This is a genomic window from Streptomyces sp. NBC_01478 (assembly GCF_036227225.1).
Taxonomy (GTDB): Bacteria; Actinomycetota; Actinomycetes; order Streptomycetales; family Streptomycetaceae; genus Streptomyces.
The window spans coordinates 11417053-11437002 of the sequence record NZ_CP109444.1 but is presented as its reverse complement, the minus strand read 5'-3'; the positions used below and the strand labels follow the sequence as shown (position 1 = coordinate 11437002).

Genomic DNA, 19950 nt, shown 5'->3' with positions numbered 1-19950 from the left:
CCCGCAGCGGCCGTCCGCACCCTCACCACGCCGAAGGTCATTTACGGGACAACTCTTAGGAATACCGCTCGACGGCCTCGTCCAGCATGCGTCGGCTCTCCATGGGTGAGGCACATGCCTCGCCCTGGATGCGCAGCAGGAGCTGGAGGTGCCGCTCGAAGTCGTTCTCCTTCGTCGGCCAGGGCTTCGCCCGCTCCTCGGCGCTCAGCGCGGGCTTGTTGTAGTAGTCGGCCTTGCGGTAGCCCTCGACGTAGACGAGGTCGGGAAGGCCGCCGCGGCCGAACTGGAGGTGGGCCATGCCGCCGGCCATCGAGGCCTCGTTGCCCGCGATCATCCGGTCGAGGAGCACGAACCGGACGGTGATGTGCGGGAGTCGGGCCATCGCCGCCAGGTGGCGCATCTGGTCGCGCATCACCTGGTCCGAGCCGGCCCGCCGCAGCAGGACGGACTCGTCCATGAGGAACACGCAGCGCGGCGGCTCGGCCTGGCCGAACACCCGCTCCTGACGCTCCCGGCGCATGGCGACCCGCAGCTCCATCTCGGGGCTGTCCCACTCCGTGAGGTGCAGGCCCGTGCGGAGGATGCAGCTCGCGTACTCCGGAGTCTGCAACAGGCCCGACACGAGACGTACGTCGTACGTGGTGAGCCCGATGGCGACGGACTCGAGGCCGAGGAGCCGCCGCAGGTAATCGGGGGTGCAGTCGTCGAATCTGTTCTGGAACCATTCCGGTTCCTGGGCGCGGGAGAACAACATCGTCAGCTTGTCCCGGGCCGGTCCGTCGAGTTTCAGATAGGCCATGACCGCTTCGACCGTGCGCTTTTCGGGCATGGAGTCGGCGTTTTCCAGGCGGCTGATCGTCGAGTTGGAAACAAGGATGGCCTTCGCCAGCTCTTTCTGTGTGAGCCCGGCCGCATCGCGCAATTCCTTGACGGCCAGGCCGAGCATGATGATGGCGGCTGTCTTCGTCGTGTCCGGCCCGGCCGTATGCCGGGCCAGACGATTGATCGGAATCGGATCCGGGGACACGCCTTCTCCTCACAACGGGCAGCCACCTTCACATGATGGCATGCCCGGGCCGGAGGAGTTGCCCGAACTTGTCTACTCCGAGGCCTAGTTGGGACGACCGAGGGTGTCGAACTCGCCCTTCTTCGCGCCGTCGAGGAATGCGTTCAGCTCCTCGGCGGTAAAGATCAGCGCGGGTCCGGCGGGGTCGGTCGAGTTCCGTACGGCGACACCGCCCCGGGGCAGTGCGGCCAGCTCGACGCACATGCCGTTCGCCTCGGACATGCGGCTCTTCACCCATGTTCCCGGGATGAGGTCGGACGCCATTCCGTTCGTGAAGTTCTGCATCAGAGAAGAACCCTCTCCGTTCGACAAGCCCGCTTTTCGGCTCGCACACATGACAGCCCCATGAAATCCCGTCATGCAATTTCATGGCTCGACGTGGAGGAAATGCTAGCGGCTTGAAATCGAACAATGCCGTCCCACGTACGGGTGGAAGGTGCCCCGGCCGACATGAAGCTGTCACACACGAAGCGGAATCCCTCGCCCGGCCACCGGGGTTGGCACCAGTACGACCCCGCTTCGAGGCCGGGGCCCGCACCACGAAGGAGCGACGACCATGACCGTTGACCTGACCACGACGGATCTCCAGGCCTTCACCCAGGACTGGCTGGAGTGGTATCGCGGGCAGGAGGAACGGCTCGCCGCTCCGCACGGGTTCCTCGCGATCACCGGGCTGCACTGGCTCGACGAGCGGCCGCAGCGGTTCCCGGACGCGCCGGGCGCCTGGTGGACCGACGCGGACGGGGTCGCCGTGACCCTCGACGACGGTGAGGAACTCGTCGTGGACGGAACGCCGGTGCGGGGTGAGCACCGCTTCGGCGTGCTGCCCGAGCGGGGCGGGGTGAACGCGGTCTGGGGCGATGCCGTGATCGAGGTCGCCAAGCGCGGCGGGAACGACATCGTGCGGCCCCGGCACCCTGACGCGCCGCTGCGCACCGACTTCGCCGGTACGCCCGCCTACGCGCCGGATCCCCGCTGGGTGGTCCAGGGCCGCTACACGGCCTTCGACACACCGCGTCCGACGACCGTGGGCGCGGCGGTCGAGGGGCTGGAGCACGTGTACGACGCGCCGGGCCGGGTGGAGTTCGAACTGGACGGGCGCCCGCTGGCCCTGACCGCGTTCCCCGGACGGGGGCCGGGCAGCCTGCTGCTGCTCTTCACCGACGCGACCTCCGGGGTGACCACCTACGCCGCGAACCGGGCCCTCGCCCTCACCCCGCCGGCCGCCGACGGCACGGTCGTCCTGGACTTCAACCGCGCGACGAACCTGCCGTGCGCCTACACCGACCTGGCCACCTGCCCGCTGCCGCCGGCGGAGAACCGGCTGCCGGTGGCCGTCGAGGCCGGCCAGAAGACACCCCGTGAGCGGGGAGGCGCGGCCTGACACGGCCCCCTTCGACAACCATGCACGCCCCTCAGCCGTCCCCCTTTTGGGGGCGCGCCGGTTCTCGCGCGGCCGTACCCCTCACCGACACTGCGTACCGATGTCGAGCGGGAAAGAGGCCGCATGCTCCGTATCCACTTCACCTCGCGGGACCTGCAGCACATCCGGGTCGCCCGCCGGCCGCACGTTCTCTGGGAACTCGTGTGCGGTGTCTGCCGGTTGGACACGCGGCAGGGGGCGCTCGAGTTCGGGCACTGGCGCCGGTCGGTGCACGAGGGGCTGGCGGCGGATCCGCGGGCCCGGCGCGCCCTGTTGCCGTTGCAGACGCTGATTCCCTCGGTGGGCTACATCCCCGACTTCCTCACGCCGTCGGCCCCGGGCGGCGATCTGGCCGTCGGACTCGACGAGGTGCGGGCCACCTCCCGCACCCGGCTGACCCGTGAGCTGTCCCGGCTCGCCGAGTCGCGGCCGCTGCCGCCCTGGGTGTCCACCCTCGACAGGCCTGGCTCCAAAGGCCTGGTGACGTTCACCCGGGCCATGGAACTGTCCGCCAGGACGCTGCTCGAACCGTACTGGCCGCGCGTCCGGACAGCCGTCGGCAACGACGTCGAACTGCGGTCCCGCGCGCTCCTCGACGGCGGCACCTCCGCGCTGCTCAACACGCTGCGCCCGCACGCCCGTTGGCAGGCTCCCGTCCTCGAGGTGGACTATCCCGTCGACCGGGAACTCCACCTCGAAGGACGCGGCCTGCTGCTCGTCCCGTCGTACTTCTGCTGGCGCAGACCCACCGCGCTGGCCGACCCCACGCTCGGGCCGGTTTTGGTCTACCCGGTCGCCAAGCATCCCCTGGAGATCGTCCGCGCGAGCCAGGACGGGCTGGAGCGGCTGCTGGGCCGTACCCGCACGGTCGTCCTGGCGCATCTCGCCGGCCATGGCGCGCGGACGACGTCCGAGGTGGCCGCGGCGGCCGACATCGCGCTGCCCAGCGCCAGTTACCAGCTCGGCATCCTGCGCGAGGGAGGCCTGGTCGCCAGTCGCCGGGAGGGCCAGTTCGTACGGCACTCGGCAACTCCCCTGGGCCTGCGCCTCCTTGACGAGCGGTGACCGTGCGGGAGGAAGTACCGAGTTGGTCTACGGAGCTCGGCGGGCGAGGGGTTCGCGCAGGCCCAGGTGTTCACGGAGCGTCGTACCGGTGTAGTCGGTGCGGTAGACGCCGCGTTCTTGGAGTGCGGGGACGAGCAGGTCGACGATGTCGTCCAGGCCGTCGGGGATCAGGTACGGCGTGACGTTGAAGCCGTCGACCGCGCCGTGCCGGACGAAGTGGGCGAACTTGTCCGCCAGGGCCGCCGGGGTGCCGACATGGCCGCGCTGGGGGCCGAGCGCGATGACGGTCTCGCGCAGCGACCATCGGTTGGCGTCGGCCTTCTCCCGCCATTCGGCGACGACTTGGCGGGGGTCGGCGATCCGCCGCGCGCCGAAGGAACCGTCGTTCTCGGCGACGACCGGGTCCTCCTTGGGCAACGGTCCGTCGGCGTCGCGGCCGGAGAGGTCGATGCCCCACAGCAGTCCGGCGATACCCAACGCGGTTGCGGGGTGACCTGTTGGAAGCGGATCCAGCGCTTCTTCTCCAGGGCCTCCTCCTCCGTGGCGCCGATGATGATCTCGGTGCCCGGGAGGATGCGCAGGTCGTCCTCGGGGCGGCCGACGGCCCGCAGCCGGGCCCGCAGGTCGTCGGCGAAGGCGAGCGCGTCGTCGAAGTCGTTGCCGTGCGCGGAGAAGATGACGTCGGCGTTGCGGGCGGCGAAGTCGCGGCCCTCGCCGGAGTCCCCGGCCTGGAAGATCACCGGGTGGCCCTGGGCGCTGCGCGGCAGGGTGGGTGCGAGGTCGACGTCGAACTGCGGTCCCTGGTGGCGGACTTGGCGTACGGCGTCGGGTGCCGCCCAGGCCGGGGCGCCGGCCGAGTCGGACACGGCCCCGTCCGTCCAGCCGTCCCAGAGCGCGCGGGCGACGGTGAGGAACTCCTCGGCGCGCCGGTAGCGGTCGGCGTGGTCGAGGTAGCCGCCACGGCGGAAGTTGGCGCCGGTCCAGGCGTTGTCGGTGGTCACCACGTTCCAGCCGGCGCGGCCTTCGGAGAGCAGGTCGAGGCCGGACAGGCGGCGGGCGAGGTCGGCGGGTTCGTTGAAAGTGGTGTTGGAGGTGCTCACCAGGCCGACCCGGTCGGTCACGGCGGCCAGCGCGGCGAGTTGGGTGATCGCGTCGGGCCGTCCGGCGACGTCGAGGTCGTGGATCCGGCCGTCGACCTCGCGCAGCCGCAGCCCCTCCCCCAGGAAGAACGCGTCGAACAGGCCGCGTTCGGCGGTCTGGGCGACGCGCCGGAAGTTGGCGGGGTCGATCTGGGAGCCGCTGGCCGGGTCGGACCACACGGTCCAGTGGTTGACGCCCTGGAAGAAGACACCGAAGTGGAGTTGGGCATCGGGACGGGGGACGTCGAGTGGGTCGGTGCGGGTCATCGGGCTTCCTCCTGGGCGGCCGCGGCGGCGTACCGGTTCGCGGGCCGGTCGAGGCCCAGGTGTGTGCGCAGGGTCGCGGCGGGCAGGGGCCGTAGGGCGTGCCGTCGTTCGAAGAGGTGGGGCAGGACCAGCCGGGAGAGTTCCGGCAGGTCCTCGTCCAGGACCAGCGGGTGCAGGCGCACTCCGTCCACCACGTCCCTCAACTCCCCCAGCAGCGCGGCGAGTCCGGCGGCGGAGCCGATGTGGCGCAGCCGTCCGCGGTCGCTCCAGGGCGCGTGCCGCTCCAAGTCGGCGACGCGTTCCTCGGCGGTGGCGGCCGCGGTGTCGAGGGCGATCTCGACCTCGGCGAAGGTACGGGGTGTTCCGGCGGCGGACGCGCTCGCGGTGACGGCGGCGAGGTCCCGGCCGTCGACGAGGGCGATGTCGAGGAGGTCGCCGGGCACGCGGTCGGGGCGGCCGAGCACGACGAGTTGGCCCTGCGGCGGACGCGGCACGATCGCCGGGCCCTTCACCGTGTAGGTGTCGCCGGTGAAGTCGATGTAGTGCAGCCGGTCGCGGTCGAGGTAGCGGCTGGTGGCGACGGAGCGGATGACCGCGTCGTCCTCCCACGAGTCCCACAGGTCCCGGACGACCTCGACGCCGTCACGGGACTCGCGGGCGCGCGCCGCCGCTCCGTCGACGAGGGGGCGTCCCCAGACGGAGGCCGCCTCCTGCCGTGCCTCCTCGCTCACCACCCACCCGGCGCGCCCGACCGAGATGTGGTCCAGGGACGCCAACTGGCTTGAGACATGGAAGGGTTCGGCGTAGGTGAGGGGCACGACCGGGGCGATGCCGACGACACTCGTCGACGCGGCGATGAACGCGGCCCGCTCCACCGCGCCGATCCGGCCGACCGCGTCGGGGCCGGCGCCGGGCGGGAGTGCGCCGTCGTCCAGGGTGAGCAGGGTGAACCCGGCGTTCTCCGCGTCGGCGGCGACACGGGCCACCCGGCGCGGGCTCAGCAGGTGGTCGGGCGAGTGGGCGGCGCGGCGCCAGGCCGCGGGATGGGCGCCGTCACCGTCGATTTCGAGGGCGAGCCGCAGGGCGGGGCCGGACATGGCGGTTCCTTCCGAGAACACGTGGAGACGCCGGCCCGAGGGGCCGGCACGGGTCAGGGACGTACGGAAGGACAGACCGCGGAAGCGGTACGGCAGTAGTCGACATGCCGCCGGATGATCAGCCGCGCGCCCGGGCCGGCACCGTGAGGTGCGGCGTCGTGTGCGCGCATGGGGGCCTCCACCCGTCCGGGAGCGATCACCTCAACCTACGTCGTCGGCCCCGGAAGATGTCAAGACATTAGATGCACACGCATAGGGCAGTACGGCGGCCCGCAGCCGATAAAGCGTTGGCCGCACTCGCAAGGGGGCTGCTAACTTGCCGTAGGCCGTGACATCGCGCGAGGAGGTGAGACCCATGAACGCAGTATCCAGGTGGGTGCTCCCCCTCTTCTCCACGGTTGGGCCAGCGACCTAGAGGTCGCCGGGAGCGCCGCACGACAAGGCGATCCCGAAAGGCAACACCCCATGAATTCACCGCACTTCCACTTCACCGCCGAGACGACGTCGAACGGTGTCGTCCAGCACGACTTCACCATGGGTGAGGTAACCGGCGCCCTCTGGTCGCCCGTATCCGGTGCCGACCGCGCACCCCTGGTCCTGATGGGGCACGGCGGCGGCAACCACAGGAAGTCCCCCGCCATGACGGGCCGCGCCCAACTCCTCGTGGCGCACGGCGGTTTCCACGTCGCCGTCATCGACGCGCCCGGCCACGGCGGCCGCCCCCGCACGGCGCACGACGAGCGGGAGATCGCCACCATGCAGAAGGCGATGGCGGCGGGCGAACCGGTCGGCGAGATCGTCGTCCGGTACAACGCCCACCTCGCCGAGCGGGCCGTACCGGAGTGGCTGGCGACCCTGGACGCCCTCCAGGAGCTGCCGGAGATCGGTGCCGACGGACCCGTCGGCTACTACGGCCTGAACATGGGCACCGCGATCGGCGTGCCGTTGACGGCGGCCGAACCCCGCATCACCGCCGCGGTGTTCGGCCTCTTCTGGTACGACGAGTCGCTCGCCGAGTCTGCGCGGCGGATCACCGTTCCGATCGAGTTCGCGCTCCAGTGGGACGACGAACACATTCCGCGCCCGTCCGGTCTCGCGTTGTTCGACGCCTTCGCCTCGAAGGAGAAGTCGTTGCACGTCAACTCGGGCGCGCACAAGGAGCTGCCCAGGTTCGAGGCGGACAGCGCGGTCCGGTTCTTCGCCCGGCACCTGACCGTCGGCGGCCCAACGGCCTGACACGTCAACGCGGTTGCGGCCCGGCGCCCTCTCCGAAGTCCATCCCCGTCATGAGTTCGGAGAAGGCACCGGCCGCGCCGGGGGACGTGAAGAGCCGGTCGAGTCGCGCGCGGGCCAAACCGCGGTGAAAGGGACCGGAGTCGGTGGCGTCCCCGGCGTCGTGGAGCATGCGGGTCATCCAGTGGGAGAACTCCTGGTCGCTCCAGACCCGGCGCAGACACCGCTCCGAGTAGGCGCGCAGGGCCGTGTCGTCGTGGTCTCGGACGGAGTCCCGTACGGCCCGGGCGAAGAGATCGGCGTCGTAGAGAGCGAGGTTCATGCCCTTGCCGCCCATCGGCGAGACGATGTGCGCCGCGTCGCCGACGAGGAAGAGGCGGCCGTACTGCATCGGGTCGTGGACCAGGCTGCGGAGGCGGAAGATCTCGCGGTCGGTGATCGGGCCGGAGACGAGGGCCGGGTCGCCGAGCCGGGTGCGCAGCGCGTCCCAGACGCGGGTGTCGGACCAGGCGTCGGGGTGGTCGTCGGGCGGGCACTGGAGGTAGTAGCGGCTGGTGTAGGGGCCGCGCGGGAAATGTGCGGCGAAGCCCTGCGGGCTGACGGCCAGCAGCGGACGGCCCGGCGGCGGGGCGTCGGCCAGGACCGTCAGCCACCCGATCCCGTGATCGAAGGCGTACGGCGTGAGGGTCCCGTCGGGGACGGAGGTACGGCTGATGCCGTGGTCGCCGTCGCAGCCCGCGACGAAAGAGCAGGCGAGGGTACGGAGTTCGCCGTCCGCGGTGCGGTAGCGGACGGTGGGGCGGTCGCCGGTCAGATCGTGCAGGGAGACGTCCGCGGCCTCGAAGCGCAGGTCGCCGCCGTCCTCCAGGTAGGCGGCGGTGAGCTTCTGGACCAGCATCTGCTGGGGGCAGAGGCGGGCGGTGGGGCCCTCGGAGCCGTCGTAGTCGGAGACCAGGTGGGTCTCGCCGTCGACGCGGAGCTCCAGGATGCCGTCGTGCGGGACGCCGCCCAGGACGCGGTCGGCGAGCCCCCAGGAGTCGAACATGCGGACGGCGCGGGTCTCGACGATGCCGGCGCGCTGGCGCTGTGCCACGTACTCGCGGGTCTGCCGTTCCAGGACGACGCAGTCGATCCCGCTGCGCCGCAGCAGGTTCGCGACAGTCAGTCCGGCAGGGCCCGCGCCGATGACCACCACCGTCGTTGACTCCGGCGACCCGCTCAACTCCCGCACGCTGTCGGCCACTTGACCACCTCCGGAAGCACCCTACCGATGCCGGGGCCCGGCCGGCCGGTGACCGGTCACTTCGCCTCGATCGTCACCTTCCACGGCACGACGATCAGCGGGCAGACGCTGCCGAGGTCGGGGACGCACCGGAGTTGTGCGCTGACGGTCGCGACGCCACCGGCCGCCGTACGGAAGACCGCTGTCGCGTCGCCGGACGGTGTGGTGGTGTCGGACGCGCGGCGGAGCACCGCACGGTCACCGGTCTCCGGAGCGTCCCAGACATAGGTGACTCCGCGATCGCGGTAGTGGGTGAGGCGGACTTCGATGTCACCGCCGACGCCGGCGGCCACCGTGCGGCCGTTGTCCGTGTTCGTGAGCACGGCTCGCCCGGCCGCGCGTACGTGCGGCGGCTGCCCCTGGGCGGCGGCGGACGCCGTGACGGCCACGAGGACCAACCCCGCGGCTCCAAAAGCCGTGGACCACTTCGTTGCTCCCATGATTTCCTCTCCTCGCACCCGCCGGGCCGGCGGTCGTGCCGCCCAGCGGCTCAACGGGGCGGCGGAGGACGGGTCACCGACAACCACCCGTTCGTGCGGACCCTGTGCCGCAGCAATGCGCGTGTTATGAATCGTCACGCGCGACCGATAGGACAAGAAGACAGACAACCGTTCGACCGGCCCACGGGTGAGGACCGGTCGGGGTCGCCGATGCCGGGGTCCGCTCCCCGGGCTGCGGTGATCTTCCTTCCCAGGAGGACCTCCCGCATGTTTCGACGTATTGGCAGTGGCGTCGTCAGACACCCTGTCTGGACGATCGTGGCATGGCTGATCGCGGCGGTGGCGATTGTCGCCACCGCCCCCGGCCTGCCGTCCAACAGCGATGAGAGCAGTTTCCTGCCCAAGAGTTACGAGTCCATCAAAGCGGCGGATCTCCAGGCGAAGGCGTTCCCCAGCGCCTTCACCCCGTCCGCGATCGCGCTGTACCAGCGCACCGACGGCGGCAAGCTCACCGCCGCCGACAAGGAAGACGTCGCCCGGATCACGACCGAGCTGGGCAAGAAGCACATCGACCAGGTGCAGAAGGTGGTCCCCGGCCAGCCGTCGAAGGACGGCAGGTACACCATGACCCTGGTCCAGATGGACAGCAAGAACGCCGGTCAGCCCGTGCAGGCGGATGCCGCGAAGGTGTTGCGCGACGACGTCAAGCAACTGGCCAAGGGCACAGACCTCGACGTGAAGCTGGGCGGTTCCGCCGCGCAGGCCCTCGACCAGCAGGACTCCTCCAAGCGCGGCGAGGCGCTGATCGGCATCGGCACCTTCCTCATCATTCTGGTGACCCTGCTGATCATCTTCCGCGCGCCGATCCTCGCGTTCCTCCCGCTGGTCCTGATCGGAGTGGTGGCGTCCATCGCCAACGGGCTGATCGCGTACGCCACCAAGCTGTTCGGCCTCCAGGCCAACAGTTCCGTCTCGTCGATCCTGATCGTCGTGCTGTTCGGCGTGGGCACGGACTACTTCCTGTTCCTGATGTTCCGTTACCGGGAACGCCTGCGAGCGGGTGACGAGCCGAAGCAGGCCATGGTCAACGCGGTCGCCCGGGTCGGCGAGGCCATCGCCTCGGCCGCCGGCGCGGTGATCATCGCGTTCCTCGCGCTGGTGCTGTCGACGCTGGGCTTCCTCAAGCAGATGGGTCCGGCGCTGGCCATCTCGGTCACCGTGACCCTGATCGCGGGCCTGACCCTGATCCCGGCCGTGGTGTCGCTGATCGGGCCGAAGGTCTTCTGGCCCTCCAAGTCCTGGCAACAGGAGCCGCAGAACGCCCGGTTCGCGGCTCTCGGCCGCGGTGTGCAGCGCAGGCCCGCGCTGACGGCGGCCCTCTCCGGGCTCGTCCTCGTCGCGCTGTCGCTGGGCACCCTCGGCTACAAGGCGACCTTCGACCTGGCCTCGGGTTCCATGCCCAAGACCAAGGAGTCGATGGTCGTCCAGGACGAGATGCAGAAGGCGTACTCGGCGGGTGCCGCGGCCCCCACCGACGTCTATCTCTCCAGCTCCGACGGCGGGCCGCTCGACGAGAGCGCCTTCGCCTCCTACGCGGAGAAGCTCGGGGCCGTCGACGGTGTCGCGAGCGCCCGCATGAGCCAGGTCAACCAGGGCGGCACCACGGCCGACTTCACCGTCACGCTGAAGTACGAGGCGTCCACGGAGAAGGCGATCGACGCGGTGGGCCGGGTGCGCGAGGTCGCGCACTCCGCCGCGCCCGACGGCACCGAGGCCGTGGTCGGCGGCATGTCCTCGATCTACAAGGACATCAACTCCGCGGTCAACCACGACTACCGGACCGTCTTCCCCGTCGCCGCCCTGCTGATCATGCTGATCCTGGGACTGCTGCTGCGCAGTGTGGTCGCACCGTGGTATCTCATCGCCTCGGTGGGACTCGGCTTCGGCGCCACCCTCGGAGCGACCGTCTGGATCTTCCAGGACGCGCAGGGACACCCGGGGCTGATGTTCATGCTCCCGGTGATCATGTATCTCTTCGTGGTCGCCATCGGCACGGACTACAACATCCTCATGATCGCCCGGCTCCGCGAGGAGGCCCGCGAGGGCCGCGATCCGCGCGAGGCGGCGAGCATGGCGCTACGGCACGCGGGGCCCACCGTGGCCGCGGCCGGTTTCATCCTCGCGGCGACCTTCGCGACGATGATGCTGGCGGGCAACGCGCTGCTCACCGAGATGGGTTTCGCCGTCTCCTTCGGCATCGCCGTCGCCGCCTTCGTGATGGCGATGTTCTTCACGCCCAGTCTCACCGCCCTGATCGGCCACGCCGCCTGGTGGCCCGGCAACGCCGACCGCGCCCAGGACACCACCGCCGGCCCGGACACCGGTTCCGACACCTCCGGACCGGCCTCCGGCACCGCGGACCAGGACTCGGTCACCCAGGGTCCGACGGGCCGTCGCGGGTAGTAAGGCGCGGGGCCTGTCCGCCGATCCGTACGACCGGTGGACAGGCCCGGCACCGCGGCTCCCGGAATTGCCCTCCACCTCAAGGGAGTTCACCGGGACATGGCCGTACAGGGCAAGGACCGGCTCACCGGCCGTGCCCCGTCGATCAGCCGCAGCAGGGCGGGGAACTCCAAGGTCTCTGTCACGGGGACTGTCCGTCACCGTGCCCCGACAGCCCGACAGCGGGTTTCCCGACCCCACCCAACGGTCAGTTGCCGAGGGCCTGTTGGACGGTCGGATGGCAGTCGATGAATCCGTCGATCCCGACGAGTCGGATGATGCGCAGCACGGCCGGGGCGGCCCCGGCCAGCCGCAGCCAACCGCCCGATTCGGCGAGCCCGCTCTGCACGGCGATGAGGATGTTGATGCCACTGGAGTCCATGAAGGTGACATCGCTCAGGTCGATGACAACGCGAGGCGCGGCGCCCTCCAGCGGGTCCAGCGCCTTCCTCAGCGAGCCGCCTGTCTGATGGTCGATCTCTCCGGCGACTGCCACGACCAAGGTGCCGTCGACGACGTCGGTCCTGACCGACAACCGCCCTGGCTGCCCCGCTTGTTCGGTGTTCACCATCTGTCCTCATACACAAGTCGGTGAGCGCTACGGATCAGGATTTTCATCCGAAGTGCTGCCCCGGATCGTACGGTTGATGCTTGTGTCCGGTGGGGCCATCGGAAAATGACGGAGTGCGCGGTGCTTCACGGGGTATGCGCGGGGCACGCGGAAGGCGGTGAGACGATCCGGATGGAACCAGATTCACCGGAGGACGGCGACACAGCACCGCAGGCCCGGGCCCTGCGGTCCACCGTGGCGCTGGACGGGGACGGCTCGTGCATCGCCGAGGCCCGCCGGCTGGCCGCGCTGTTCCTCGCCCGGGCGCGGACCGAGTACGGGCTGCCGGTGTCGGCCCGTGCCATGGATCTCACCCAGTTGGTGGTGAGCGAGTTGGTCACCAACGCCCGTAAGTACGCGCCCGGTCCGGTGTTGATGGATCTGCGGATCGTCGATTCCCTGGTCGAGGTGGAGGTGTGGGACTCCGACCCGGTGCTGCCGGTCGCCCGTGCCGCCGATGCCCAACGGGTGGGGCAGCACGGCCTGGAGATCGTGCGGGCCGTGGCCCGAGGTTTCGAAGCCCGGCGCGAGCCCGTCGGCAAACGCATCACCGCCCGCATCCCGCTCACGGACGCCCCGGACGGCGCCAAGTACCCGCTCGTGCCGCCGGGTTGAGGCGCCTTCGACGTCCGGGCGGCTGGAGGCGCGGCAGGTGTCACCGTCACGAGGTCGGTGCGCTCGCCCCGGCGCCCGGCGAACGTCCGCCACCGGACGGCCATCGTCCTGATCGGAGAGACCAGGGCGACCACGCACCCCGCGGCCTCAGGCCCCCGGAACCGCCGAAGCCGAACATTTATTCAGGAATTGGATACTCGGTAACTTCTGTACTGCCGAGGCACCTCGTCGGCCGAAAAGGTGCCTCGGCGGACCGGTCACGAGCGAACGCGGTCGGGATCAGGCAGGGTCTCCAGACGTGGTAGGTCCCTTAGTCGCGGACGGCGATGTTGCTCGTCCACCGCCCCAGCGGATATCGGGGTCCCAGGTGTAGCCGTGCGGCTTGGCCTTGATGTCAGTCGAGATCGGCAGGCAGGACTTACCGGTGGAGTGGTGGACGCCCTTCGTCCAACGGGGCTCCACGACCTGGATCGGCGCGGCGAACCGACCCGGCTCCATGGCGATCTGCCAGGTGTACGCGGTGGTGGAGCCGCCGCGCCCGTACGCGGGGGTGAGTTTCGACACGTGCGGACCTGGCAGACCTCACGCGATGCGGATCACGCGGCCGAGAAGGCCCGGGCCGAGCATCTCCGCGCGATCGCCGACGGCGAGGTCACACCCCCGAGGTCACACCCGAGGAAGGCCAGCCCGAAGAGCAGAGCCAGGATGCGGTGTCGGCGCCGCGAGGCTGGGGCGGCGACCCGGTCGTCCCCGGAGGCCGGGAAAATACCCTGCGAGAGGCGTCGGCATCCGCCGCTGATCAGAAACGAATCTCGACGGCGCGGCCTTCCGCGTCGAGTTGGGGCACCTCGGGAACCCGGCCCGAGGTCCCCCGTGCGATCCGGTACGCCGACCAGGCCGCGCCGGCAGCGTCGAGAACGTCGTCCGCGGGAACACGATCCGCCTCCCCGAGCACGTCCGGGAGTACGATCCCGGCCTCGGCCAACAGGGAGCGGCGCAGGTGCTGCCCCCGCCAGGTCTTCTTCGCGTAAGCCGGCGGATCCCCGTCCGCCATGGCGGAGAAGCACACCTCGGGGTGTACCTCGTGGACCCGTTCATCGGCCAGCCAGCATGCCCGCGCCTCAAGCAGCTTCGGTGCCAGCGCCCACGCCTGCCGGCTCAACCGGTTACCGGTGAGCTCCTGGCACCGGTCGGCTGCCGCCACGTATGCGCGTTCCTGCCACACCGGCGTCGGCGCGATGAGGAAGACGCTGTTGCGCCGCACACCGAGCAGGGCCTTGGCCGCCAGGTCCGCGGCGCGCCAGCCCTCCTCGACGAGCCCGAGCGGCATGTCCACCGCTATCACCCGCGCGCCGACGGCACGCTCGATCAGCGTGTCGAGCCGGCCATCCACCAGGCTGCCCGCGTACGCGCCGTCCGTGAGCCCGATCCCGACCCAGCCCTGCTTACCGCAGGCATCGACTCCCAGGACGTCCATACCACCCCACTCCCGCGCAAGGAGCGGAGCCTACCGCGATCGTATTGGCCGCCCACCCGGGTCAGCCGTCCGCACGGAGGGCGCCACCGAACGCGTCCGCATGGGCCTTCAGCGCCTCGCGGGCGAAGGTAACGCCCAGGCCCACGACCTGCTCGATCGTCAGATCGGGTGCCGGGATGCTGCGGCAGACGAAGTCAGGGGAGGAGCCGCTGAAGGACAGCGGCTGGTGCGGCGCGATGCCGGGACGTTCGGGACCGGTGTCACCGAGCAGGTCCCACGCCCGGTCGAAACGTAAGTAGTCGCCGAAGGCACGCGCGGACCGCTGCGGGCCGGGCACCCGGCAGCCGCTGCTGGTCATCTCGCCGTACAGCAAGGTCAACAAGGTCGACCACACCGCCACCGAGCAGGCGTCGATCACCCAGTTCATCGAGAACAACTGGCACACCGGCCGGATCGTGACGCGTCCTTCGAGCAGCGGGCCTCTGTGAAGTCGGTGAAGCCGATCCCGCACTACACGCAGACGGCCTCGTCCGCGTCCGACCTGGCCGCATACAACCAGGACCTCGCCGCTCAGAACGACTCCTACTCGGGTTCCACCTCAACGAGCCTGCCGATTGCCATCGCGGCCGACATCCTCACCGCCGGCGCGGCGACCACCGCGTTCGCCCTGCACTGCCGCAAGGCGCGCACCCGGGGTGCGACCACGGCTGTGTGACCACTGCGGTGTGACCGCGCAACCCCCGTGCGGACGGCGGGGTCCCTGCTCACGGGCCGGGAACCCGCCGTCGCCGCATACGCTCATCTGGGCAAGACGGACAGGCCCGCAACGTGCCGGCTGCCGGGTGGAAGCCTTGCCGACAGCAGGTGAACCCTGATGCCAGGGTCAATGGTGTGTCAGCCGGTCACCGGATGGCCGGGCGGCGCCGTCGCGCGGCAGCCGGATGACGATCCGTGTCCCTGCGGCGGGTTCCGAGAGGGCCGTGACGGTGCCGCCGTGCGCGGTGATCAGTTCTTTCACCACGGCGAGGCCGATGCCGCTGCCACCGCTGCGGTGCCGGGCGGCGCTGCCGCGCCAGAGCCGGTCGAAGACGTGCGGGAGTTCGTCGGCGGGAATGCCGGGGCCGTCGTCGGTGACCTCCACGAGTATCGCGTCGCCTTCGGCGGATGCGGTGACGGTGACGGTGTCACCGGGGCGGCAGTAGCGGGCCGCGTTGCTCAGCAGGTTGCCCAGGGCCTGGTGGATGCGGTCGGCGTCGGCGTGGACGGGCAGCGGGTCGGTGGCGATGCGGGTGCGGACGGTGAGTCCGGCGGCGCGCAGTTCGGACTCCCGGTCGGTCACGGCATGGCGTACGAGGTGGGCGAGTTCGACCGGGGCCGTGTTCAGGGACAGCCGGGCCGATTCGGCCTCGGACAGTTCGGCCAGGTCGCCGACGACGCGGCCCAGGCGCAGGGTCTGGTCGTGGAGTGCGGCCAGGCGGGCCGGTGAGGGGGTGTCGTATCCGTCGCGCAGTTCCTCCAGGCCGGCCTGCAGTGCAGCCAGCGGGGTGCGCAGTTCGTGGGCGACGTCGGCCGAGAGGCGGCGGCGGGCCTGCTCGGCGTGGGTGACGTCGTCGGCCATGGTGTCGAAGGCGCGGGAGAGGTCGCCCAGTTCGCCGGGCGCGTCCACCCGGGCGCGGGCGGTGTGGTCGCCGGCGGCGAGTGCGCGGGCGGTGCGGGCGACCCGTACGACCGGGTCGGTGAGGCGGCGGGTCACGTACCAGCTCACGGCCAGGGCTAGTGCCAGGGCGGCCAGCGCCGCGCCCGCGATCCAGCCCCAGGCGATGTTCCGGCCGGCCGATCCGGATACATAGGGAAAACGCAGGTGCACGGAGCCCACTGTGCTGCCACCGGACACGATGTCGGCGCTCGCGGTGCGACCTGACCCGGCACCGGACATACCCGTGCCGTGCCCCTGACCGTGCATGCCCGTGCCGTGCTCCGTGTCGTCCGGGGAGTCGGCCGTGGACAGAATGACCCGGCTGTCGGCGTCTTGCACGGTGAGCACCGCGTCGGCGCCGGCCGCGATCGTACGGGTGGGGCCGAGGTCGGCCGCGCTCCAGCCGCCGGCCCTGTGGTAGGCCGCCGCCGCAGCGGCGGCCGTGCGTTCGGCGACGCGCTGCCGGTCGGCCTGCTGCGCTGTGCTGATCCCCCGGTCGGTGCCGACGAGGGCGGCAGCCGTCAGGAGCGCCACCGACGAGAGAGCCACGACGGCGAACGCCGCGAACAGCCGCCCGCCCAGGGGCCCGAGTCCCAGGCGCCGCCCGGCCTCACGCGTCACGGCTCAGTCCCAGCCGGTAGCCCACGCCGAGCACCGTTTCGACTACGCCCGAGGCGTCGGGCCCCAGCTTGCGCCGCAGGTTCTTCACGTGCGAGTCGATGGTGCGTTCGTAGCCGGTGAACTCGTAGCCCTGGACCCGGTTGACGAGTTCGTAGCGCGAGTACACCCGTCCCGGGACCGAGGCGAGGGCGGTCAGCAGGCCCCACTCGGTCGGTGTCAGCTCCAGCGCCGTGCCGTCGAGCGTCGCCTCGTGCCGTGCTTCGTCGATGCGCAGCCGCCCCCCGCCGTACGAGACCGCCGATTCCCCCGGAGTACCGGATACCGCTCCGGCCCGGTGCAGCACGGCCTGGACGCGCAGCACCAACTCGGTCGGGCTGAACGGCTTGGTCACATAGTCGTCAGCGCCCAGCCGCAGCCCGTGGATGCGGTCCTCGACCGCGCTGCGCGCCGTGAGCACCACGACCGGGATCCCGCCGCGGGCATGCGCCTCGCGCAGCACGTCGTCCCCGTCGATGTCCGGCAGACCCAGGTCCAGGACCGCCAGGTCCGCCGCCCCGTCTCCGAGCAGCCTGATCGCCTCTGCACCGGAGCCGGTCGTCACCACCGCATACCCTGCCCGCTCCATGTAGCGGCGCAGCAGTTCGCGGATCTCCTTCTCGTCCTCGACGACGAGCACGGTGGTGGCCATGCACCCAGGTGTACGGGGCGCGGGCCGCCCCCGCCAGGGCCGAACAGCCCCTACGGGCACGTCCGGTGGGCTCCATACCGCCTCCACACCACTGCCATGCCGTCTGCGACGCCCGGCGGGACGGTGAAAGCGCATCGACGAAGAGCACGTCAAGGGAAAGCAGATCCGGAGAAGGTGCGTCATGAAGCGCAACACCAAGCTCGCCGCCGCGATCGCCGCGGCAGCGGCAGTCGTGACCGGGGGCATCCTCGTCGCCGGTCCGGCCACCGCCGGTCCGGCCGGAGGGCAGACGCCGTCCGTACGGTCCACCACGCAGAGCTCGATGATGATGAACGGTCAGCAGCACACCTACCGCCACGGCGACGGGACGGGAGTCGGGGACGGCAACGGCCCCTGCTCGCTCACCGGTTCGGCCGCCACCACAGCACCCAGCGGCACCCTGAGCGCGTCCCAGAAGACCAGGCTCGCCCACATGGCCCAGGAGGAGAAGCTCGCCCACGACCTCTACACCGTGTTCGCCGCCCGGTACGACGCCCACGTCTTCGACCGGATTGCCGCCGCCGAGACCCATCACCTCGATGCGGTCCGCACACTCCTCGACCGCTACGACGTGAGCGACCCCACCGCGGGCAAGGCGGCGGGCGACTTCACCGACGCCACCGTCCAGGCCACGTACGACCAGCTACTGAAGCAGGGCACCGCAAGTGTGGACGGCGCACTCAAGGCCGGCCTCACGTTCGAGACCGACGACATCGCCGCACTCACGAAGGCGCGGTCGGGGCTCGACGCCCCGGACGTCGAGCAGGTGTACGCCAATCTGCTCGCGGCCTCGCGGATGCACCAGGCCGCCTTCGACTCGTGGCTCGTCCGGTGATCCCTGCCGACCGGTGCCCTTACCTGACGGGCAAAATACCCTAGGGGGTATTTGACAGCGATTCCGGGAGCACCCTACCCTCGCTGTCATAGATACCCCCTAGGGTATTCCGAGGAGGTTCCGAAGATGGCTCGTGAAGTGGATCCGGAAGCGTTCGCCGCGGCTCTGGCGGCCGGTGGGATCGTCGTGGACGTCCGGGAGCAGAGCGAATACCTGGTCGGCCACGTACCGGGCGCGCGACTGATGCCGCTCAGCGCTCTGGCGGGCCGGATCGGCGAACTGCCCGCCGGTCGGCCGGTGTACGTGATCTGCGCCAGCGGCAACCGCAGCCTGACCGCCGCCGACCGCATGAGCGGGGCCGGCATCGACGCGTACTCCGTTGCGGGCGGCACCAGCGGCTGGGCCCGGACCGGCCGCCCGCTGGTGACCGGACCCCACGCCACCGTGGCCTGACCGTGCCCGCCCCCTTTGGCCGCTCCTGGCCCCGGCCCGGTTCATCGGGCACCGCATCCGCACCCACATCCGATGGGAGTCCTTCCTTGGCCTCCATGCCCTCACCCCCCACCCACCGTCACGTCGTCATCGTCGGCGGCGGCAGCGCCGGGATCAGCGTCGCGGCCCGGCTGCGCCGCGCCGGTGTCACCGGCATCGCCCTGATCGAACCGTCCGACACCCACTGGTACCAGCCGCTGTGGACCCTGGTCGGCGGCGGCCAGGCCCCGCTGCGCGCCACCCGCCGCCCCGAGGCGTCCGTCGTCCCCGACGGAGTGCACTGGATCCGACAGGCCGCCCGGGCAATCGACCCGGACCTGCGGACCGTCACCCTCGCCGACGGCCGCAGGCTCGGCTACGACTTCCTCGTCATGGCGCCCGGCCTCCAGCTCGACTGGAACGGCGTGCCCGGCCTCGCCGAGGCCATCGGCCATGACCGCGTCACCAGCAACTACGCACCCGAGTACGCCCCGCGCACCTGGGACCTGATCCGCGGCATGCGCTCGGGCACGGCCGTCTTCACCCACCCGGCCACCCCGCTCAAGTGCGGCGGCGCACCGCAGAAGATCGCCTACCTGGCCGCCGACCACTGGCGCAAGCAGAAGGTCCTGGACCGCATCCGGATCGTCCTCGTGATCCCCGACCCCGCCCTGTTCAAGGTACCGGCCTGGTCCGAGGTACTGGAGAAGGTCGCCGCCCGGTACGGCATCGAGGTGCGGCTGCGTTCGGAGATGATCGCCGTCGACGGCGACGCCCGCGAACTGACCGTCACCGATCACGCCACCGGGACCAAGGAAACTCTCGCCTACGACCTCCTGCACGCCGTCCCACCGCAGAGCGCCCCGGACTGGGTCAAGACCGGCCCGCTCGCCGACCCCGCGAGCCCGCAGGAATTCATCGCGGCCGACAAGCACACCCTCCAACACCCCCTCCACCCCGAGGTCTTCGCGCTCGGCGACGTGGCGAACCTGCCCACGTCCAAGACTGGCGCGGCCGTCCGCAAGCAGGCCCCGGTGGCCGCCGCCAACCTGCTCGCCGTCATGAAGGGCGCCGAGCCAACCCGCCGCTACGACGGCTACACCTCCTGCCCGCTGGTGACCGCCCGCGACAAAATGCTGCTCGCCGAGTTCGACTACGACCTGCGGCCCACCCCGAGCTTCCCGCTGATCGACACCTTCAAGGAACGCCGCGACATGTGGCTGTTCAAGCGGTACGGCCTGCCGCCGCTGTACTGGCACGGCATGCTCACCGGCCGCCTCTGACCGGCCGGCCCGGGCCTCCCCCGACCCCGGCCGGTCACCTCACCACCCGCACAGGGTCCAACCTGATCACTTGGATACCCCCCAGGGTATTAGATCTCATC

At 70.8% G+C, this 19950-nt stretch carries 20 protein-coding genes and 1 pseudogene; 10 read left to right on the top strand and 11 right to left on the bottom strand.

Annotated features, from left to right (window positions below; all coding sequences use genetic code 11):
* Positions 1 to 55: 55 nt before the first annotated feature.
* Both OG223_RS50840 and OG223_RS50835 read right to left on the bottom strand, forming a co-directional pair.
* Positions 56 to 1027 carry a helix-turn-helix domain-containing protein gene (locus tag OG223_RS50840; protein ID WP_329264457.1) on the bottom strand — a complete coding sequence of 324 codons (972 nt, stop codon included), beginning with the start codon at positions 1025 to 1027 and terminating at the stop codon, positions 56 to 58.
* 84 nt (positions 1028 to 1111) lie between these two features.
* Complete coding sequence (locus OG223_RS50835; protein ID WP_329264456.1) at positions 1112 to 1351, bottom strand: DUF397 domain-containing protein; 240 nt, start codon at positions 1349 to 1351, stop codon at positions 1112 to 1114.
* 271 nt (positions 1352 to 1622) lie between these two features.
* Here OG223_RS50835 and OG223_RS50830 point away from each other — a divergent pair, with 271 nt between their 5' ends.
* Together OG223_RS50830 and OG223_RS50825 are read left to right on the top strand one after the other, a co-directional pair.
* Complete coding sequence (locus OG223_RS50830; protein WP_329264455.1) at positions 1623 to 2450, top strand: DUF1684 domain-containing protein; 828 nt, start codon at positions 1623 to 1625, stop codon at positions 2448 to 2450.
* 123 nt (positions 2451 to 2573) lie between these two features.
* Complete coding sequence (locus tag OG223_RS50825) at positions 2574 to 3554, top strand: ArsR/SmtB family transcription factor (RefSeq protein ID WP_329264453.1); 981 nt, start codon at positions 2574 to 2576, stop codon at positions 3552 to 3554.
* 27 nt (positions 3555 to 3581) lie between these two features.
* On the opposite strand, the pseudogene OG223_RS50820 reads toward OG223_RS50825, so the two are convergent.
* Positions 3582 to 4960 (bottom strand): annotated as a pseudogene (locus OG223_RS50820) (NtaA/DmoA family FMN-dependent monooxygenase).
* Complete coding sequence (locus OG223_RS50815) at positions 4957 to 6057, bottom strand: LLM class flavin-dependent oxidoreductase (RefSeq protein ID WP_329264451.1); 1101 nt, start codon at positions 6055 to 6057, stop codon at positions 4957 to 4959. The pseudogene OG223_RS50820 and the gene OG223_RS50815 overlap by 4 nt, the downstream one beginning before the upstream one ends.
* 465 nt (positions 6058 to 6522) lie before the next feature.
* Here OG223_RS50815 and OG223_RS50810 point away from each other — a divergent pair, with 465 nt between their 5' ends.
* Positions 6523 to 7293: an alpha/beta hydrolase gene (locus OG223_RS50810; protein ID WP_329264449.1), complete on the top strand. Its 771-nt coding sequence runs from the start codon at positions 6523 to 6525 to the stop codon at positions 7291 to 7293.
* A gap of 4 nt (positions 7294 to 7297) precedes the next feature.
* Here OG223_RS50810 and OG223_RS50805 read toward each other — a convergent pair whose 3' ends face one another.
* Together OG223_RS50805 and OG223_RS50800 are read right to left on the bottom strand one after the other, a co-directional pair.
* Positions 7298 to 8533 carry a 4-hydroxybenzoate 3-monooxygenase gene (locus tag OG223_RS50805; protein ID WP_329264446.1) on the bottom strand — a complete coding sequence of 412 codons (1236 nt, stop codon included), beginning with the start codon at positions 8531 to 8533 and terminating at the stop codon, positions 7298 to 7300.
* Between the two features lie 56 nt (positions 8534 to 8589).
* Complete coding sequence (locus OG223_RS50800) at positions 8590 to 9012, bottom strand: hypothetical protein (protein WP_329264444.1); 423 nt, start codon at positions 9010 to 9012, stop codon at positions 8590 to 8592.
* Positions 9013 to 9279: 267 nt separating this feature from the next.
* Between OG223_RS50800 and OG223_RS50795 the strand changes: the two genes are divergently transcribed.
* Positions 9280 to 11475 carry an MMPL family transporter gene (locus OG223_RS50795; RefSeq protein WP_329264441.1) on the top strand — a complete coding sequence of 732 codons (2196 nt, stop codon included), beginning with the start codon at positions 9280 to 9282 and terminating at the stop codon, positions 11473 to 11475.
* 247 nt (positions 11476 to 11722) lie between these two features.
* Here the strand turns inward: OG223_RS50795 and OG223_RS50790 are convergent, their stop codons facing one another.
* Positions 11723 to 12085 carry an STAS domain-containing protein gene (locus OG223_RS50790; RefSeq protein WP_329264439.1) on the bottom strand — a complete coding sequence of 121 codons (363 nt, stop codon included), beginning with the start codon at positions 12083 to 12085 and terminating at the stop codon, positions 11723 to 11725.
* Between the two features lie 171 nt (positions 12086 to 12256).
* On the opposite strand from OG223_RS50790, the gene OG223_RS50785 reads away from it, so the two are divergent.
* Positions 12257 to 12739, top strand: a complete 483-nt coding sequence (locus OG223_RS50785) for an ATP-binding protein (RefSeq protein WP_329264437.1) — start codon at positions 12257 to 12259, stop codon at positions 12737 to 12739.
* Positions 12740 to 13018: 279 nt separating this feature from the next.
* On the opposite strand, the gene OG223_RS50780 is transcribed toward OG223_RS50785, so the two are convergent.
* Both OG223_RS50780 and OG223_RS50775 read right to left on the bottom strand, forming a co-directional pair.
* Complete coding sequence (locus tag OG223_RS50780; RefSeq protein ID WP_329264436.1) at positions 13019 to 13303, bottom strand: hypothetical protein; 285 nt, start codon at positions 13301 to 13303, stop codon at positions 13019 to 13021.
* Positions 13304 to 13538: 235 nt separating this feature from the next.
* Positions 13539 to 14216, bottom strand: coding sequence for a DUF429 domain-containing protein (locus OG223_RS50775; protein WP_329264433.1), 678 nt, complete (start codon positions 14214 to 14216; stop codon positions 13539 to 13541).
* A gap of 347 nt (positions 14217 to 14563) precedes the next feature.
* Between OG223_RS50775 and OG223_RS54080 the strand changes: the two genes are divergently transcribed.
* Together OG223_RS54080 and OG223_RS54075 are read left to right on the top strand one after the other, a co-directional pair.
* Complete coding sequence (locus OG223_RS54080) at positions 14564 to 14704, top strand: alkaline phosphatase family protein (protein WP_443073880.1); 141 nt, start codon at positions 14564 to 14566, stop codon at positions 14702 to 14704.
* Entirely contained in the window at positions 14701 to 14931 is a 231-nt protein-coding gene (locus OG223_RS54075) for a hypothetical protein (protein WP_443073821.1), read from the top strand. Before OG223_RS54080 ends, OG223_RS54075 begins: the two co-directional genes overlap by 4 nt.
* 168 nt (positions 14932 to 15099) lie before the next feature.
* Here the strand turns inward: OG223_RS54075 and OG223_RS50760 are convergent, their stop codons facing one another.
* Complete coding sequence (locus tag OG223_RS50760; RefSeq protein WP_329264429.1) at positions 15100 to 16533, bottom strand: sensor histidine kinase; 1434 nt, start codon at positions 16531 to 16533, stop codon at positions 15100 to 15102.
* Positions 16523 to 17221, bottom strand: a complete 699-nt coding sequence (locus OG223_RS50755; RefSeq protein ID WP_329264428.1) for a response regulator transcription factor — start codon at positions 17219 to 17221, stop codon at positions 16523 to 16525. The genes OG223_RS50760 and OG223_RS50755 overlap by 11 nt, the downstream gene beginning before the upstream one ends.
* 181 nt (positions 17222 to 17402) lie before the next feature.
* On the opposite strand from OG223_RS50755, the gene OG223_RS50750 reads away from it, so the two are divergent.
* From OG223_RS50750 to OG223_RS50740, 3 genes are all read left to right on the top strand, one after another.
* On the top strand, positions 17403 to 18095 hold the full coding sequence (locus OG223_RS50750) for a DUF2202 domain-containing protein (RefSeq protein WP_329264427.1): 693 nt from the start codon (positions 17403 to 17405) through the stop codon (positions 18093 to 18095).
* 126 nt (positions 18096 to 18221) lie between these two features.
* On the top strand, positions 18222 to 18548 hold the full coding sequence (locus OG223_RS50745) for a rhodanese-like domain-containing protein (protein WP_329264425.1): 327 nt from the start codon (positions 18222 to 18224) through the stop codon (positions 18546 to 18548).
* A gap of 95 nt (positions 18549 to 18643) precedes the next feature.
* Positions 18644 to 19849 carry an FAD-dependent oxidoreductase gene (locus OG223_RS50740; RefSeq protein ID WP_443073820.1) on the top strand — a complete coding sequence of 402 codons (1206 nt, stop codon included), beginning with the start codon at positions 18644 to 18646 and terminating at the stop codon, positions 19847 to 19849.
* The last annotated feature ends 101 nt before the right edge of the window (positions 19850 to 19950 follow it).